Here is a 16,867-nt window from a genome sequence, read left to right on the forward strand (position 1 = left end):
AAAAGGGGTCAATTCACAGACCCCTAAAATGGTCCCCTAGATTGACCCCTAAATAGACCCCCAAATTGAAGACCCCTAATTATTTTGGATACCCAAATGGCTTCCCGCCCATTTCAATTATGAGAAAAGAAACACTCCAAAATCAGAAAGAGAGCGGCCAAGCACTTTGAGGGATTGGTCGCCTTGTTCACCCATTCAGCGGAACGGCGGGTGGCGGTCAAGGCCGGGTGTAAGCCCGTTCATTTCAGCCTTGACGGTTGCCCGCTGTCCTGTTACTTTTCCGGGAGTGTAGCCACAACTTCGGGACACTTTGTCCACAAGTCGGAGCGTAGGACGAGGGACGGGGGCTTTCATATACGCCCAGTCTGCTGTTGAAACCAGACCTGTGCTTACGGCTCTACGCCACGCAAGCACAGCCCTGTTTTCCTGCCGCTCCAAATGCCCTTGCCCTCCCCGGCGGCAACGGCATTTTCACGGCAACGCCGACAGAGCGTATAACACACTACACTTTGCTTCGCAAAGTCGTGTGCCAAATGGGGGCGTTGCCCCCTTTGGAAACCCCCACAAGAAAAGGCGGTACGCTACCCCTCCACGGGGCGCATACCGCCTTTTCTTGTTATCCAGCCCTCCGGCTGTATCGGTTGAGCAAAAGTCAGCGTGGGATTGATGTGGTATCTTTATCTAAGTGAACCCCCTCTTTCCCATTTACTGACTGTTTTGTCCGACACAAACAATTTATCCGCCAATTCCTTTTGAGTCATTGATTTTTCTTTTCGTATCTCACTCAGAAACTGTCCAAATTTTTCATTGTTGATTTGATACATCTATTTACACCTCTTAAGGCCATTTTAGCCACTTATGAGGCAATAGGCAATCTACTGGCAGGAGAGTCCCTTTTTCTACAAGCCTTTAAGGCATTTTCTTATTTTTTCTGCTGTCTGCATGGCTTTGTAGATTGGCTGACCGTCTTTGTTTTTTGCATAATATCACTTTCCTTGATAAGCCTTATGAAATTATGATCAAGGAACAAGACATCATGAAACTGCTCTCTTTACATAGATTAGATCTGTCATGCCATTATAAGAATGAACCTTGACTAGCCTCAGCTTAATTTCACGGCCTATATTTTCAAAGAGCCGAATCCCCGCCCCCAATAAAGTAGGAATCACTGTGATGTAATAAACATCTATAACATCTTCTTTGATCAATTGTTGGACAAGATTAGCACCTCCACATATCCATATGCCTTTGCCCTTTTCTAATCGAAGTTTTCTTAAAAGTTCAACTGGATTTTCATCGGTGAAAATCTTGTTCTTAAAAGACGCTATTTTATGGTGGGTTATGACATATGTCGTTAAATGATCATAAATCCATTTATTAGGCGAAAGTTCAGTAACAATTTGATGATATGTATTCCACCCCATAATGACCGTATCAATATCGCTAATAAAATCGGAATAAGAATCCATATCATCATTGCCGAAATCTTGATCGTTGTTTTGTCCTCCAAGCCAGTCAACACCGCCTTTTTCATCCGCGATATAACCATCCAGGCTCATAGCTATATACAAGTTTATTTTTTCATATATGCCGATCTCCAAATCAATATCGTATCTTTTCAGTATCTTTAAGATAGAATTCAAGATACCCGCATTCAGGGCATACAGCCACATTGACTTTGCCAAGATTATCCTTAAAGATCCCTTGTTCTGTTATTTTCAATCCATTGGCGCCTCCCTCTACTTTAACATCAAAATTTTCAACCATATCACAGTTGCATCGGATACACTTTCTCATACGACCCTCCCATATTTTCTATAGCTTTAGTATACCATTTGATCCTTGAGCAAAAATAAGCAAAAAAAACGAAAGCCCCATCCATTTAGGCTTTCGACAATAGTTCATGGCGTCGCCAAGAGGATTCGAACCTCCGACCTACCGCTTAGGAGGCGGTTGCTCTGTCCTGCTGAGCTATGGCGACAAATTTGAATGAAGCCCAGCTTACGCTGAGCTTTTTGACTATGGCGCGCCTGATAGGGCTCGAACCTACAACCGCCAGAATCGGAATCTGATACTCTATCCAATTGAGCTACAGGCGCATTTGCCTAATCATTATACAATAAAAATCAAATATTGCCATCATTTTCCTACTTTCAGGAATTGACAGACGCAGGCGTGCGTGATAAAACGTGGTTTGGAAAAACTTTGATTATCAAAGAAAGGAGCTTTACATATGAATCCTGTCCAGAAGACATATTGTCGGGTCTATCAAAATATATTACATATAGCCTTGCCATTTTTACCTTATCGCAAGCCAGAGATTTTACCCAGTATTTTCTCTCTTTCTCATCTGTTTCATTCAAAACAGATCAATACTGTCCTTTTGATCACAGATCAAAGTATTCGGTCCTTCGGATTATGCACTCCTTTGGAAAAAGACCTAAAAGAGAACGGTATTCAATGTGTCGTTTACGATAAAACCGTCCCCAATCCAACCAGCGACAACGTTGAAGAAGCCTTGGCCCTTTATCATCAACATCATTGTCAAGCTTTGATCGGTTTTGGCGGCGGATCTTCAATCGATTGCGCCAAAGCAACCGGAGCCCGTATTGCCCGGCCCCATAAGAGTTTGGCAAAGATGGAAGGGATCTTAAAAGTCATTAAGAAGATCCCTCCTTTAGTGGCAATTCCAACGACAGCAGGAACGGGAAGTGAAACCACATTGGCCGCAGTGATCGTAGATTCAAAAACACGGCATAAATATCCCATTAACGACTTCCCTTTGATCCCACAATATGCAGTCTTGGATCCTTACTTAACCAAAACTTTGCCCGCATCTTTAACCGCCACAACAGGAATGGATGCCTTGACTCATGCGGTAGAAGCTTATATCGGAAATTCTACAACTAAAGAAACCCGAGCCGATGCGACAAAAGCAATCACCTTGATTTTTATGAATCTTGCCAAGGCAGTCAACGACCCCGGTGATCTGGATGCCCGCAAAAATATGCTGGAAGCTGCATTCATGGCAGGAAATGCCTTTTCTCAATCTTATGTCGGCTATGTCCATGCGATTGCCCACTCGTTAGGTGGAAAATACAATATTCCCCATGGTTATGCCAATGCGGTGATCCTACCCATGATCTTAGAGGCCTATGGGGACAAGGCAACCAAAAAACTGGCCGAACTTGCCCTCATTTCTGGGGCTTCTCGCGATCCCGATGAAAAGATTCGCGCGCAAGGATTTATCGATGCCATCAAAACCATGAAAAAGACATTTGGTATTCCTGATACATTCAAAGAGATCCAGGAACAAGACATCCCCTATTTAGCATCCCAAGCGGCAAAAGAAGCCAATCCCCTATATCCAGTCCCTTTAGAGATGAACGCGAAGGAACTGGAATCCTATTATCGCGCATTGATGGAGGTACATAATGGAAACGAATGAAATTCGCCAACGAATCCAAAAACAACGACATTACTTTGAAAGCGGTGCTACCCTGCCTGTAGAAAAAAGAATCGAGACCTTAAAAAAACTAAAAAAAGTAATCGAAGCCAATGAAGAAAAGATCATCGATGCTTTAAAACTGGATTTGGGAAAATCCTCGACCGAAAGTTATATGTGCGAAGTGGGCCTTGCCCTAAGCGAAATCTCCTATATGATTCGTCATACAAGATCATTCGCCAAAGAAAAACGAGTTCGAACCCCTTTAGCCCAATATGTTTCCCGCAGTTTTGTGAAACCTTCTCCTTATGGAGTCGTATTGATCATGTCTCCCTGGAACTATCCATTTTTATTGACGATCGATCCATTGGCAGATGCGATTGCCGCCGGAAACACCGTGATCTTAAAGCCAAGCGCTTATTCGGTACATACCAGTGCCATCTTAGAACGCCTGATCCATGAATTCTTTGAACCCGAGCTGATCACTTGTATATCCGGAGGGCGAAAAGAGAATCAAGCTCTTTTAGAACAAAAATTCGACTACATCTTCTTTACCGGCAGTAAATCCGTTGGAAAAGTCGTCATGGAAAAAGCCAGCCATTATTTAACGCCGATCACTTTAGAGTTAGGCGGAAAAAGTCCATGTATCGTAGATGAGAGCGCCGACATTGCTTTGGCTGCCCGACGCATCGCTTTTGGAAAATATCTGAATTGCGGACAAACGTGCGTCGCCCCAGACTATATTCTTTGTCATGAAAAGGTGCACGATGCCCTTGTCCACGCATTGCGAAAGGAAATTCAAAAACAATACACAGAAGATCCTTTGCACCAGAACCCGAATTATGGAAAAATCATCAATGAGAAACATTTTCATCGCCTTTGTTCTTTGATAGATCCCAAAAAAGTCATCTACGGCGGAAAGGCAGACCCTTCTTCCTTACAAATCGAGCCGACGATAATCGATGATGTTGCCTGGTCCGATCCCATCATGCAAGAAGAGATTTTCGGACCTCTTTGCCCGATTCTGACCTATTCTGACCTGAATCAAGCGATTCAAACGATCCAATCGCACCCGGATCCTCTGGCCCTATACATTTTTTCTTCACACAAAGAACATATTGAACGCATCAAAAATCATTGTTCCTTTGGCGGCGGATGTATCAACGATACGATTATCCATTTAGCCACAACACAAATGGGATTCGGCGGCGTTGGAGAAAGCGGCATGGGAGCCTATCACGGCAAAGTAGGCTTCGACACTTTCTCGCATAAAAAAAGCATGGTCGACAAAAAGACATGGCTGGATCTGCCTATACGTTATCAGCCATATACAAGGTTATACGATCGCATGATTCGTTTCTTCTTAAAGTAAAAAGAGTCCATTTCGGACTCTTTTTTAAATGATATTTTTTAAGGCACGCAAAGATTTGGCTAACTGATCAAAACGTTCAGGCTTTAAAGATTGAGGGCCATCGCACAAAGCAGATTCCGGATCATTATGCACTTCAACCATGACCCCGTCACACCCGGCAGCTACACTGGCCTTGGCCATCGGCTCCACTAACCACCATTTTCCTCCAGCGTGACTCGGGTCGATCACGATTGGCAAATGCGTCAAGCGTTTAAGCACCGGAATCGCCTGCAGATCCAAAGTATTGCGAGTGTAGCTTTCAAAAGTACGAATTCCTCTTTCACATAAGATCACATTGGGATTTCCATGAGACAAGATATATTCCGCAGACATCAGCCACTCCTCATACGTGTTCGATAATCCTCTCTTGAGCAGAATCGGTTTCTTGACTCGTTCCCCCACTTCTTTTAACAAGTCGAAATTCTGCATATTCCTTGCTCCGATCTGAACCAAATCTACTTTGTCATTAAACTCATCAATATGTTTTTCCGACATCAGTTCACTGACGATCGGCAAGCCAGTCTCTTTTTTGGCTTCGCATAAGTAATCCAAAGCTTGTGATCCCATTCCCTGAAAAGAGTAAGGAGATGTTCGAGGCTTATAAGCACCCCCTCGCAACAAGTCCGCTCCACTCGATTTAATATCCCGTGCAATCTGAAGAACCTGCTCTTGCGATTCCACTGAACACGGACCGGCAATTAGAGTCAAATGATCATTGCCGACTAATACACCAGATACATCTACGACCGTATCTTCAGGGTGAAACATTCGGTTTGCCAATTTATATGGTTCGCTGACCTTCACAATGCGATCTACACTCTCTTCAACTTCGATTCGTTTAGGGTCGATTCGTGTGGTATCTCCCACCAATCCGACGACAAGAGTATTTTCCCCTTGAGAGATATGTGTTTTCAATCCTAATCTTTCAACCTTATCTAAGACACGTTTAACCTCTTTTTCTTGAGCCTGAGGCTTAAATACGATGATCATACCGATCCCTCCTCTATACAAAAATCCCTTCCACCTTAAGGGCGAAAGGGACGATCGCGTTACCACCTTAATTCAAGAAAACTTCACAGTCTTCTCCTCATTGAGTCCAGACAGACTCTATCACGATAACGGGTGCAGCCGGAAAAACCTACTCGATTCAGTTTTCTACTCCAAGATGTATTCTATAAAGGTCCACCCTTCTTTTCACCAGCCAGAAGGTCTCTACCGTTTCTCCTTTATATACTCTTTCTTATCGCTGTAGTTGTCTATATTTTATTGAACAGAATTTTCTTTGTCAACGAAGAAAAAGCGTAGATATCGTCTTTTCGTTATATTGCGTAGAAATGATACCGCCATCGCTCAATCGAGAATAGACACCCGCAAACTCTCCATTATAGACATAAAGCCCCGTCATATTAGAATATTCCATAAAGACTTCCTGATTCACCAAATCTATGTTGGTTGTATGGTAAGGAGTCACATAGCGCTGTACGATATAATTTTGATCCAGATGGGCCTCCAAGACTGTTTTCCATTGTTCCAAATGCAGATCCACACCAGCCCAGACACCTTTGGAAGCATAAGAATCTTTAGGCTTGATGATCCATTGATCTTTATTAGCCGTAACTTTTTCTAAAATACTTTCTGTCAGATCATAAGTTAAAGGACAATGGGCCTCGATAAATTTTACTTCTTCCTGGGTAAAGTATTTCTGCATCCGCGGATCCATCAGAACCTGCGTGATTTGTTTATGATGAACCAGCTGCGTCTGGAATGCCCCGATACAACAAATCGCATGGTCTTTATAAGCTTGGATAAAGGGTTGGATCTCATCATAATGATCCATTACATCTCGTGTAACAGCCCTGCGGTATATCACATCGATCGTTTTTTTTGTCTTCTTTGAAATCAGTTTTCCATTCGTATATTCCAATTGACGGATATCGATCACTTCACAGTCATATCCCTTTTCCTGGAATACTTTTTCGAAAACATAGAGTTCGGTATAATAGGCATTCTCTAAAAAATCACAAATCCCAATTCGCGAATTTCGAGAAACAATGGGATCCTGGTTCATCGTTTGGATCAGAGCATCCGCCCAAGAATCGACAAGTTCTAAAATTTCATATGCATGCGGATCTTTTTGATAGATATTATTAAGTTTCAGAAAATCGTTCAGCCGCTTATTTTCGTTCATAGCTGAAGTTCCATCCGTATTAAATTCACAAAACGCAAAATCTTTTGTATTCTCTTGATAAAAAATATCGATACGACAGATAGGGATCGGACTGGCATAGGCCGGTTCGCAAAGGATCAGTTCTTCCAGATCAGAAGAAAAACCAAAGCATTTTCGAATCTCGGCATCTTTTTTGTAAGCCTGGATCACTTTTGTAAAGATTCCATATGTCGTTTTGACAATTGATTGAAAAATCTGCTTGTCTTGTTGCGTAAAAATTTTAGGGATATGTAAAGTTCGAGTATACATATTCCCTCCCAGATTCAATTCGCTTTTCTGAATCGCGTGGGTGATTGCCATTGCACTCTCTTTGGAAGAAAGCCAGTGAGTTTCGATCCATTTTCGATACGATTCTTCAACGGAAAGATCCATACGATGCGAACGCATGGAAACCAATTCTTCCAAAGGCATCAAATATGCCTGTTCTTTCGGATCCAGTCCCTTTTTGGCATCCTCCAACATCGTCTGAAGCAGATCTTTTGCGCCATATCCATAAACCTGCGCATCATATCCATCTTTGCGAAGATGATCAAGAGCTTCTTGAATATCTTGGACCTGCGTGGTCAATGCCAAATACTTCTGGATTGTGCTTTCTTGATAAAAAAGTCCTTTGATCAAAGCACAATAAGCCTGTGTATATAAAGGCGGCATCGAATCCGCACTGCGAATCTCTATAAATTGTTTCAGCCTTACGTTCCAAAAGACCATCGAGAGATAATGAGCAATCGCTTGATGATCATACCCATAGATCTGAGCGACTTCTTCACAAGTCTTCGCCTGAGTATCAATAAACTGTCCCTGGTCATTCATCAAGATCAAAGGCATCTCTTGGATGGCTTGCGCATAAGTTTCAAAGCCAAAATCCGAATCAAACAACTTAGGGAAAATCCCGCAGCGAGCAGAATCGGTATCTTGCCAAATAGAATCTCGCAACAAGATATCTTCATTTTTTATTCCGGCATACATTGGCGTGTGCGAACACAAGAAGGCAAAGAGAGGGTGCAGAATATTGGCTACTCGATACTTTCGAATAAAATCTTCCTCATCTTGATAATCGACGCTGACATGCACTGCCGCCGTGGCTTTCATCATTTCCTTGCCGCGCGTCCCTGTCTTTTCAAACCAACGTTCCATTAATTCATATCGTTTTTTATCGATACGAACCACTTGTCCGGCTGACACCGTGGGCAATCCTCCGCTCCAGCAGCATTCATACTCTGTCTTGGAAAGTACATTTAAGATTGGTTTTAAAGAACGCAGATAAATTGTGAGAATCTGATCCAAATCCGCCATACAGGCAATCGAGATCTCTAATTGCGAACCCGGTTCTAAAGTGATCAAAACCTCTTTGGATTCCAATCCTATGAGTTGTCCTTGTTCATAGTAATGCTTCGGGTAGTCATCTTTTAGAGTTTCTAAAAGCCACCCTACTCCATGGGACCCATGATAAGGCATCGGTTTTCCATCCTTTTTAGAGATCAGAAAATGTTCCACTTCCAATCCAATTTGCCCAGTCTGGCGATTTTTGGCCCCTTTTTGAAAATAATCAATGAGCGGCATCATAATAGATCGATTGTTTGACTTCGTCACACTTTTCCTTTCCCATCAGCTTTTCAATGATCGCAAACGCAAATTCGATACTGGCAGCTGCCGAAACTCCCGTAATTAAATTTCCGTCCGTTACGGCATAAGCATAGATATATTCTCCGCCAAAATCCTCATCCATGCTTTTGAAACAAGTATATCTTTTTCCTTTTAACAATCCGAGCTTTCCCAAGATCGTCGGCGACGCACAAATAGCTGCCAAGATCTTGTCCTGGGCAAAGATTCGCAGCTGTTCAAGAATCTTTTCATTTTTTTCGATCTTTTGCCAGTGGGGGCCTCCTGGCAATACTAGGCAATCGGCTTTTGAAAAATCATAAGCATCCATTGGGATCACCGGTGAATAAGTCACCCCAAAGCGACCCGTTACAGAATCATTTTCTATCCCAATCAGATCCACGTCCAGACCCGCTCTTCGCAATAAAGCAATGGGGCCCATGGCTTCTAATTCTTCAAATCCATTATCCATCACAACACAAACTTTCATCATTCTCACCTCGGTATCAGTATACAACGAAGCCATTTATACTGCCAATTCGTTTACATCTTTTCCGCCCCTTTCCTAAAAGTGTTATAATTAAAAAAACGGAGATTATACTATGGATTTCGCAAAAACCTATACCGATTATTGTATCCAGGCCTTCTCGATGGCATATCAGAAGAATAAGGAACCGATTCAAAAAGCGGCTCAACTGTGTTACGAAGCCACCATTCATGATCATACTTTGTATACCTTTGGAACCGGTCATTCCCATATGTTGGGACAAGACTTGTATGCCCGTGCAGGCGGCTATGCCAAAATCTATCCCATCGTAGAAATTGAATTGACTTTGGCCACGCACCCCACAAAGAGCACGACGATCGAGCGCACAGCAGCCTATGCCGATGTTTTGGAACATCTGTATGATGTAAAAGAGGGCGACGTTGTTTTCTTTGCGAGCAATTCCGGAAGAAATGCTTTGGTGGTGGAATATGCTTGCCGGCTAAAAGCCAAGGGCGTTAAGATCATCGCCATCACAAGTATGAAGCATTCATCACAAATTGCCAGCCGTCACGCTTCTTCAAAGCGCTTGTTTGAATTGGCAGACATCGTACTGGACAATATGGCGCCTTATGGAGATGCCGGAATCGAGATCGACCCAAATCATCGCATGGGCCCGATCAGCACACTGACAGGTTGTTATCTGTCGCAATGCATCATGGGAGCATTTGTCGATCTTTTGATTCAAAATAAAAAGGACGCACCGGTCTTTCGCTCTTCCAATGCCGATGGAGCCGATGCCTATAATAAAGAGTTGTTTGAAACCTATGTGATTCAAAAAAGGAGATGATCGCATGAACCATTTAATCAATCCCACGCAAAAAGAAGTGCGCATTCAGGCACTCCTCTATCTGATTGGGGGAATCCTTTTATTCATTCTGAACAATGATCTCCTGACGATCGCCACCCGGATCTTAGGCGTGATCTTGATCGCCATAGGCGGCACCCTTCTTTATATGTATTTTATAAAACGAGCATCCATAGATGCCGGTCCTTTATTTACGGGCCTTCCCGCTGCCCTGATCGGTCTGTTGATGTTGATTTCTCCAGAATCTTTGATTGCGATTTTGCCTATCTTAACGGGAATCGTTATGATCATCAATTCCATCATGCAGCTGCAGAAGGCATTTTTATTGAAAGATTACGGCTTTTCTAACTGGACGATCACCGCTGGAATTGCTGCCATAGCTTTACTGTTCGGCGTTTTATTCTTATTTCGGCCTTTACAGTCGGTCGCCTTCATTTTGCAGATCATTGGGATTGCTTTGATTGTAGAAGGATGTCTCTTGTTTGGATTTGACCGCACTTTACGGAAAGCAAAAAAAGAATATGAAAAGGATATGCACGATTATCTATAATACTATTGATATGTAAGTTCACAAAAAAAAGCAGGATCCCTGCTTTTTTATTATAGTGCTTTTAAGAAAGCCTCTAAAAACTCAGATCCGTCTTTTTTCAGGCCATATTCTCCCATGCGGATACTTGGCTTTTTCTCTCCGTGAAAGTCGCTGCCGCAAGTAATCAGCAAATGATTCTCTTTAGCCAGTTTTTCATAATATTGGTTATGGAACGGTTCATGATAGTTACTATACGCTTCTATTCCGTCGATTCTGCAATCCAAAGCGTATTGAAAGCGTTCTTCTTCCTGATAAAATGTCCGGAACGGATGGGCAATCACAGCCAGACCGCCCGCATCGTGTATGTGCTGAACAGTCTCTTTAAAATCCGGCGAATACGCAGATACATGAAGATCGGTTCCCGGCCCGCACAGATCATAGAAGAAATTGACCGGAGCCGGATCGCAACGCTTCCCGCCGGCGATGTAATCTTGAAAATCCGGAATATCTTGATAACGAGGATCCGAAAATAAAGAATCCATCATATTGAACCAGGGGTTTTTACCGTGAGCTTCCTGAATCACTTTTTCTTCGTCGATCTCAACATGGTATTTTGCCCGTAGCTTTTCGACTCGCTGATGAAAAGTTCCTTCATTTTCTCGATCGATCCTTTGTGCCAGACCATGAAAATAAGGATCCTTCAAATCGATACCATATCCTAATACATGCACTTCGTATTCTCCCAAAAGGGTAGAACACTCCAAGGCCGGAATGATTCGAATTCCTTCTTTCTTTCCTTCTTCAATCATTTCCAGTACGCCCTCTACCGTATCGTGATCACAGAGGGCAGCCGTTTTTATTTTTGCTTCCTTCAGCATTTCAACAAGTTCTTTGGGTGCAAACTGGCCGTCTTTACTGTAGGAAGAATGCATATGCAGATCAAAATCGTTCATCTTAGCCTTCCTTTCGCATTTCTATTTTAGTCAAAGAAAGGATCGACTGCAATCTCAGAAAATAAAAAAAGACTGACTCATTGTCAATCTTTCATCGTATCCATCAAAGCAAATACTTCTTCTTTGGTAGCCAGGTTTTCCGAAAAAGCGCTGGCGCTTCCGCAACAGATTCCTTTCATGAAAGCGTATTGCGTATCCTGGTTAGATTCAAGATATCCGGATAGGAATCCGGCAACCATCGAATCACCAGCTCCTACAGAATTGATTACTTCTCCTTTCGGAGCCCGGCTTTGATGCACCTCTCCTTTTTCATCCAGCAAGACCGCCCCTTGCCCGGCCATCGAAACTAAAATATTCTGTGCTCCCAGTTCTTGAAGCTTTTTCGCATACGGAATCACTTCATCACGTGTCGTTAAAGAGACCCCGAAGATCTCGCCTAATTCGAAATTATTGGGTTTGATCAAGAATGGATGATACTTTAAGACCTTCATCAATAAAGTATTGGTCGCATCGACTACAACTTTGCATCCTATAGGCTGAACTCTTTCCAAGATCTGCTCATACATCGTATCTGGCAAGGTATTTGGTATACTTCCTGAAATCACCAAGATATCTTGGTTTGTCAGCTGATCCAGTTGTTTAAATAACTTTTCAATATCTTCGCGCTGAATCTTAGGGCCTTGTCCGTTGATTTCGGTTTCTTCATTGGATTTCATTTTGACATTGATGCGCGACAGTCCTTCCTGGACTTGAATAAATGATGAAGCACAGCCAAAATTCTCCAATCGATGTTCGATCTCTTTTCCGGTAAAACCGGCCATGAAGCCAAGCGCCGTGCTTTCGTGGCCCAAGTTGCTTAAAACGATCGCAACATTGATGCCTTTGCCGCCCGGCAAGATCTTTTCATAAGTTGTTTTGTTGATCTGGCCAGTTTGAAAATCTTTCACTTGAATGATGTAGTCTAAAGATGGGTTAAATGTGACAGTATAAATCATAATATCCTCCTATGATCTTTTCTTTCTAAAAACAGAATACCACTCAGATTGTTGAAAGTCAAACTATAAATTGTTGAATTAACAGTTGACAAGTCAAGAAATCGTGATAAACTACAATTAGAACTTTTGTTACAACAGTTAAAACGAGAAAGGAGTTGTTAAAATGAAAGTTAAAGCGGTTCGCCTCCACGGTGCCAACGATCTGCGCCTGGATGAATTTGAATTGCCCGAGATCAAAGACGATGAAATATTGGTCAAAGTGGTCTCTGACAGCGTTTGTATGTCTACTTACAAATGTGCTATTCTAGGTACAAAGCATAAACGTGTGCATGAAGATGTGGCCGATCATCCAGCGATTATGGGGCACGAAATGGCAGGAGACATCGTACAGGTAGGAGCCAAACATCAAGACAAATTCAAGCCGGGCATGAAATTTACTTTACAGCCTGCCTTGAACTATAAAGGAACGATGTGGTCTCCAGGATATTCTTATGAATTCTTCGGCGGGGATGCGACCTACTGTATCATTCCGGCAGAAGTCATGGAATTAGGATGTTTGTTAGAATATAAAGGAAAAGCGTATTACGAAGCTTCTCTAGCTGAGCCGATGTCTTGCAGCATTGGTGCTTTCAATGCCGCCTATCACACACAGATGGGAGTATATACCCATCAGATGGGCATTAAAGAAGGCGGAAAACTAGCCATCATGGCAGGAGCCGGCCCAATGGGATTAGGCGCTTTGACCTATGCTTTACACCGCGATGTTCGTCCTTCCATGATCGTAGTGACCGACGTCAACCAGGACCGTCTGGATCGGGCAGCACACTTGTTTTCGCCAGAAGAAGCAAAAGCCGACGGCATCGATCTGCATTTTGTCAATACTGGGGATAAAGAAGATCCGGTTGCTTATTTACGCGAGCTCTCCGGAAATACCGGTTACGATGACGTCTTCTGTTATGCGCCGGTCGCTGCTGTCGTAGAACAATGTAGCGGCATCTTAGGACGCGATGGATGTCTTAATTTCTTCGCCGGTCCTACGGATAATCAATTCAGCGCCAAAATGAATTTCTATGATGTACACTATAATTCTACCCATGTAATGGGTACTACCGGCGGCAACACGGCCGATATGATTGAATCTCTGGAATTGACAGCGCAAGGCCGAATCGATCCTGCCGTTATGGTCACACATATCGGCGGTCTGGATGCGGCGGCCGAAACCACTTTGAATCTGCCAAAGATCCCAGGCGGAAAAAAATTGATCTATACGCATATCTCTATGCCATTGATCGCATTGGAAGATCTGCGTTCCAAAGAAGCAGAAGATCCTCGTTATGGAAAACTTGCCGATATCGTAGAAGCCAACAAGGGCTTATGGTGTCCTGAAGCCGAGGAATATCTGCTGGCACATTTTAAAGAAGAAGCTTAGTTTACTGCCTCCTGTTTTTTGCCCAGGAGCAGTAAATAAACAGGAGGACTCAAATGGAAGTAATGGAACAGCGACGAAATGATATCGTCCGTTTTGTCAATGATCAGGGAAGCGTCACGTTTGCACAGATCAAGGAACGTTTCCCGAAAGTGTCGGATATGACTTTACGTACCGACCTGAAAGTCTTAGATGCGAATCAAAGGCTGGTACGGATCCACGGAGGCGCAAAATCTCTCGAAACCGTCACCGGAAACGATGATTTTTTGAAGAAACGCTATATCCAAAATACAGACGAAAAAATGTACATTGCCCGCAAGGCTTTAGAACTCGTTGAAGCCCATAAAACGATTTTTATCGATTCAGGAAGTACGACCACGATGTTGTCCAACATCTTAAAAGATCAGCCCAATACTTTTTTTACCAGCGGAATCACTTGCGCTGTTGAAATGGCTCATTTAAAAGATGCCCAGTGTTTTTTAGCCGGCGGTATGATCAATCGTAATTCCTTGAGCGTCACAGGGATGGATGCCGTTCGTTTTTTAGAAAACGTCTCGTTTGATATCGCATTTTTGGGAGTTACTCGTTATTCCGAGAGAACCGGTTTTACGTGCGAATCCTTCTTAGATGCCCAGCTCAAAAGAGCTGTTGTCCAACGATCGAAAAAAATCATTGTCCTAATGGATTCATCCAAAGTCCAAAAAGACGGTACATATCGGATCTGTGATCTAAAAGATGTCGATATCGTCGTCAGCGACCAAAATCTTCCTAAAACATTAATAGAAGAATGCGAAAACCAGGGGGTTTTGATCTTATAAACTTCTTCCCGGTTTTCTAGTAAGGAAGAATAATATGAAAAATGCACTTCAGAGATTTGGTAAATTCCTTTCTGCCATGGTAATGCCCAATATCGGCGCCTTTATCGCATGGGGATTTATCACCGCTCTATTCATAGCGGATGGATGGCTGCCCAATGAACAGCTGGCATCGATCCAGCCCTATATGTTGAACTATCTGCTTCCTATACTGATCGCCGCAACCGGTGGCCGTATGGTAGGAAAAGATCGCGGTATGGTCATGGGTGCCATTGCGATCATGGGATGTATCGCCGGAGCCGAAGGGCAGACCATGCTGATGGCGGCCATGTTCATGGGTCCGTTGGCCGGATGGATCATAAAAAAATTCGACCAGCTCATGGAAGGTCATATGCCGGCCGGTTTTGAGATGCTCATCAATAACTTCTCTGTGGGTATCTTGGGTATGATTTTAGCCATTTTCGGCTACTATTTGATTGGACCATTGATGCAGGGAATCTTGGTTGTTTTAACTGCCGGCGTCAATATTTTGATCAGTCACGGACTGTTGCCTCTGGTTGCCATCTTTGTGGAACCAGCCAAAGTTCTATTCTTGAACAATGCAATCAACCACGGAATTTTTACTCCTATCGGCATTGAGCAAGCTGCCGAAACCGGACGCTCGATCATGTATATGCTAGAGGCCAATCCCGGCCCTGGCCTAGGTGTCTTATTGGCTTATTGGGTCTTCTCGCAAGACAAAGCAACCAAAGATTCTGCCCCAGGAGCTATCATCATTCACTTCTTTGGTGGGATCCACGAAATCTATTTCCCATACATTCTGATGAATCCGATCGTGATTATCGCGCCGATCGTAGGCAATATTTGTGCAATCACATTCTATTCCATCACAGGATGTGGCCTGCAAGGCCCTGCTTCCCCAGGATCGATCATCGCCTTCTTGTCGATGGCTCCTCGAGATGCTATTTTCACGACCTTGTTAGGTGTCGTATTGGCAGCCGGTGTCTCCTTTGCGATTGCCGGACCAATCATCAAATTGACAAGTTCAAAAGTTAAATCGCTGGAAGAAGCACAAGATCAAGTCAGCGATATGAAGGCTCAGTCTAAAGGCTTGATCACCGACCAAAACATTTTTGCGGCCAAAAAAATCGTCTTCGCCTGCGATGCCGGTATGGGATCCAGTGCCATGGGTGCCACAAAATTCCGCAACCGTTTAAAGGCTGTACGACCCGATATTACAGTAACCAATACTTCGGTTGATAATATCCCGGCAGATTGTGATATTGCTGTTGTGCAGACTGTTTTACAAGAGAGAGCCAAAACATGTGCTCCGCAAGCCATTTTAGTCACTATTAAAAACTTCTTGGCAGACCCGGCCTTGGATGAGCTCTTCTTCCAGCTTTCGACAGGAGATGCTCTTGTGACTGAAACCAGCGACCAGACAGCAACCGAAGATAATTCTTCTTCCCTTTTTGCTTCCGATGTATTGATCGAAGAAGGTATCTTATTGAATCAAACCTCTGTCACAAAAGAAGAAGCTATTACGGCAGCTGGTGAATTGTTGGTAAAACTAGGCTATGTCACGCCAGACTATGTCCCTGCAATGTTAGAGCGTGAAAAGATCGTCACAACCTATATTGGTATGGGATTGGCCATTCCGCATGGAACCACTCACGGAGATGGCACGATCAAAAAGACCGGAATCGTCTTACTACAATATCCGCAAGGCGTTTCGTTTGGAGAAGAAAAGGCCGAACTCGTCATCGGTATCGCCGGCAAGGGCGGCGAACACATGGAAGTTCTTTCCAAAGTCTGCACCGCTCTGGAAGACGAAAGCGTCTTAGAAAAAATGAAAACGACAACAGATAAACAATGGATCTTGGATATCTTGACCAAATAGTCTGTCTTTCAAACAAATATATGATATTAAAAACCCAATCGACGATTGGGTTTTATCTTTATCAGCTGAAAATATTTACATTATCTCATCTCATAAAAATTATCTTAAGTTCATCCGCAAAAAAAAGATATATTAAATTATGTTGGGGTACACCCTAGCCTTTAAATTGGTTGGGGTGTTTTTCTTGTATCGCTTTAAATTTAAGTGGGGGTCTC

15 protein-coding genes, 2 tRNA genes and 1 other annotated feature are annotated in these 16,867 nt (G+C 43.2%); of the genes, 7 read left to right on the forward strand and 10 right to left on the reverse strand.

What is annotated here, in order from left to right; genetic code table 11:
* Window positions 1-677 precede the first annotated feature (677 nt).
* The 5 genes from HNQ43_RS08785 to HNQ43_RS08805 form a co-directional block, all read right to left on the reverse strand.
* Window positions 678-824 (reverse strand): helix-turn-helix transcriptional regulator, encoded by a 147-nt coding sequence (locus HNQ43_RS08785; RefSeq protein WP_183376885.1) that lies wholly within the window; start codon window positions 822-824, stop codon window positions 678-680.
* A gap of 210 nt (window positions 825-1,034) precedes the next feature.
* A complete protein-coding gene (locus HNQ43_RS08790; protein WP_280525465.1) occupies window positions 1,035-1,571 on the reverse strand; it encodes a dihydrofolate reductase family protein in 537 nt (178 codons plus the stop codon).
* A gap of 31 nt (window positions 1,572-1,602) precedes the next feature.
* A complete protein-coding gene (locus HNQ43_RS08795; RefSeq protein ID WP_183376889.1) occupies window positions 1,603-1,797 on the reverse strand; it encodes a nucleic acid-binding protein in 195 nt (64 codons plus the stop codon).
* 107 nt (window positions 1,798-1,904) lie between these two features.
* Window positions 1,905-1,981, reverse strand: a tRNA-Arg gene (locus HNQ43_RS08800).
* A 41-nt stretch (window positions 1,982-2,022) separates the two neighbouring features.
* Window positions 2,023-2,099: transfer RNA gene (locus tag HNQ43_RS08805), tRNA-Arg, on the reverse strand.
* 134 nt (window positions 2,100-2,233) lie between these two features.
* Between HNQ43_RS08805 and HNQ43_RS08810 the strand changes: the two genes are divergently transcribed.
* Window positions 2,234-3,448, forward strand: a complete 1,215-nt coding sequence (locus HNQ43_RS08810) for an iron-containing alcohol dehydrogenase (protein ID WP_183376891.1) — start codon at window positions 2,234-2,236, stop codon at window positions 3,446-3,448.
* Window positions 3,435-4,817 (forward strand): aldehyde dehydrogenase, encoded by a 1,383-nt coding sequence (locus HNQ43_RS08815; RefSeq protein WP_183376893.1) that lies wholly within the window; start codon window positions 3,435-3,437, stop codon window positions 4,815-4,817. The genes HNQ43_RS08810 and HNQ43_RS08815 overlap by 14 nt, the downstream gene beginning before the upstream one ends.
* 24 nt (window positions 4,818-4,841) lie before the next feature.
* On the opposite strand, the gene aroF is transcribed toward HNQ43_RS08815, so the two are convergent.
* The 3 genes from aroF to HNQ43_RS08830 all read right to left on the reverse strand — a co-directional run bounded on the left by aroF (window position 4,842) and on the right by HNQ43_RS08830 (window position 9,175).
* A complete protein-coding gene (gene aroF, locus HNQ43_RS08820) occupies window positions 4,842-5,846 on the reverse strand; it encodes a 3-deoxy-7-phosphoheptulonate synthase (protein WP_183376895.1) in 1,005 nt (334 codons plus the stop codon).
* 34 nt (window positions 5,847-5,880) lie between these two features.
* Window positions 5,881-6,112: a binding site (T-box leader), on the reverse strand.
* A 29-nt stretch (window positions 6,113-6,141) separates the two neighbouring features.
* A complete protein-coding gene (locus tag HNQ43_RS08825; protein ID WP_183376897.1) occupies window positions 6,142-8,673 on the reverse strand; it encodes a glutamate-cysteine ligase family protein in 2,532 nt (843 codons plus the stop codon).
* Window positions 8,630-9,175: a DJ-1/PfpI family protein gene (locus tag HNQ43_RS08830; RefSeq protein ID WP_425321255.1), complete on the reverse strand. Its 546-nt coding sequence runs from the start codon at window positions 9,173-9,175 to the stop codon at window positions 8,630-8,632. Before HNQ43_RS08830 ends, HNQ43_RS08825 begins: the two co-directional genes overlap by 44 nt.
* 109 nt (window positions 9,176-9,284) lie before the next feature.
* Here HNQ43_RS08830 and HNQ43_RS08835 point away from each other — a divergent pair, with 109 nt between their 5' ends.
* Window positions 9,285-10,016, forward strand: coding sequence for an SIS domain-containing protein (locus tag HNQ43_RS08835; RefSeq protein WP_183376899.1), 732 nt, complete (start codon window positions 9,285-9,287; stop codon window positions 10,014-10,016).
* 4 nt (window positions 10,017-10,020) lie between these two features.
* Complete coding sequence (locus HNQ43_RS08840) at window positions 10,021-10,584, forward strand: HdeD family acid-resistance protein (protein WP_183376901.1); 564 nt, start codon at window positions 10,021-10,023, stop codon at window positions 10,582-10,584.
* Between the two features lie 50 nt (window positions 10,585-10,634).
* Here HNQ43_RS08840 and HNQ43_RS08845 read toward each other — a convergent pair whose 3' ends face one another.
* Window positions 10,635-11,516, reverse strand: coding sequence for a PHP domain-containing protein (locus HNQ43_RS08845; protein ID WP_183376903.1), 882 nt, complete (start codon window positions 11,514-11,516; stop codon window positions 10,635-10,637).
* 83 nt (window positions 11,517-11,599) lie between these two features.
* Window positions 11,600-12,511 (reverse strand): 1-phosphofructokinase, encoded by a 912-nt coding sequence (gene pfkB / locus HNQ43_RS08850; protein WP_183376905.1) that lies wholly within the window; start codon window positions 12,509-12,511, stop codon window positions 11,600-11,602.
* 163 nt (window positions 12,512-12,674) lie between these two features.
* On the opposite strand from pfkB, the gene HNQ43_RS08855 reads away from it, so the two are divergent.
* The 3 genes from HNQ43_RS08855 to HNQ43_RS08865 are packed head-to-tail and all read left to right on the forward strand — an operon-like array spanning window position 12,675 to window position 16,652.
* Window positions 12,675-13,940 carry a zinc-binding dehydrogenase gene (locus HNQ43_RS08855; protein ID WP_183376907.1) on the forward strand — a complete coding sequence of 422 codons (1,266 nt, stop codon included), beginning with the start codon at window positions 12,675-12,677 and terminating at the stop codon, window positions 13,938-13,940.
* Between the two features lie 53 nt (window positions 13,941-13,993).
* Window positions 13,994-14,755 carry a DeoR/GlpR family DNA-binding transcription regulator gene (locus HNQ43_RS08860; RefSeq protein WP_244957064.1) on the forward strand — a complete coding sequence of 254 codons (762 nt, stop codon included), beginning with the start codon at window positions 13,994-13,996 and terminating at the stop codon, window positions 14,753-14,755.
* 34 nt (window positions 14,756-14,789) lie between these two features.
* Window positions 14,790-16,652, forward strand: a complete 1,863-nt coding sequence (locus HNQ43_RS08865; RefSeq protein ID WP_183376909.1) for a PTS mannitol transporter subunit IICBA — start codon at window positions 14,790-14,792, stop codon at window positions 16,650-16,652.
* Window positions 16,653-16,867: the final 215 nt, after the last annotated feature.

The organism is Faecalicoccus acidiformans, assembly GCF_014202635.1.
GTDB lineage: Bacteria > Bacillota_I > Bacilli_A > Erysipelotrichales > Erysipelotrichaceae > Faecalicoccus > Faecalicoccus acidiformans.

Excerpts from the sequence above, each read along its gene's own strand:
- HNQ43_RS08815 (WP_183376893.1), top strand. The coding sequence starts at position 3,435 with ATGGAAACGAATGAAATTCGCCAACGAATCCAAAAACAACGACATTAC.
- HNQ43_RS08860 (WP_244957064.1), top strand. The coding sequence starts at position 13,994 with ATGGAAGTAATGGAACAGCGACGAAATGATATCGTCCGTTTTGTCAAT.
- HNQ43_RS08845 (WP_183376903.1), bottom strand. The coding sequence starts at position 11,516 with ATGAACGATTTTGATCTGCATATGCATTCTTCCTACAGTAAAGACGGC.
- HNQ43_RS08810 (WP_183376891.1), top strand. The coding sequence starts at position 2,234 with ATGAATCCTGTCCAGAAGACATATTGTCGGGTCTATCAAAATATATTA.
- HNQ43_RS08795 (WP_183376889.1), bottom strand. The coding sequence starts at position 1,797 with ATGAGAAAGTGTATCCGATGCAACTGTGATATGGTTGAAAATTTTGAT.
- HNQ43_RS08855 (WP_183376907.1), top strand. The coding sequence starts at position 12,675 with ATGAAAGTTAAAGCGGTTCGCCTCCACGGTGCCAACGATCTGCGCCTG.
- pfkB (WP_183376905.1), bottom strand. The coding sequence starts at position 12,511 with ATGATTTATACTGTCACATTTAACCCATCTTTAGACTACATCATTCAA.
- HNQ43_RS08785 (WP_183376885.1), bottom strand. The coding sequence starts at position 824 with ATGTATCAAATCAACAATGAAAAATTTGGACAGTTTCTGAGTGAGATA.
- HNQ43_RS08835 (WP_183376899.1), top strand. The coding sequence starts at position 9,285 with ATGGATTTCGCAAAAACCTATACCGATTATTGTATCCAGGCCTTCTCG.
- aroF (WP_183376895.1), bottom strand. The coding sequence starts at position 5,846 with ATGATCATCGTATTTAAGCCTCAGGCTCAAGAAAAAGAGGTTAAACGT.
- HNQ43_RS08865 (WP_183376909.1), top strand. The coding sequence starts at position 14,790 with ATGAAAAATGCACTTCAGAGATTTGGTAAATTCCTTTCTGCCATGGTA.
- HNQ43_RS08830 (WP_425321255.1), bottom strand. The coding sequence starts at position 9,175 with ATGATGAAAGTTTGTGTTGTGATGGATAATGGATTTGAAGAATTAGAA.
- HNQ43_RS08840 (WP_183376901.1), top strand. The coding sequence starts at position 10,021 with ATGAACCATTTAATCAATCCCACGCAAAAAGAAGTGCGCATTCAGGCA.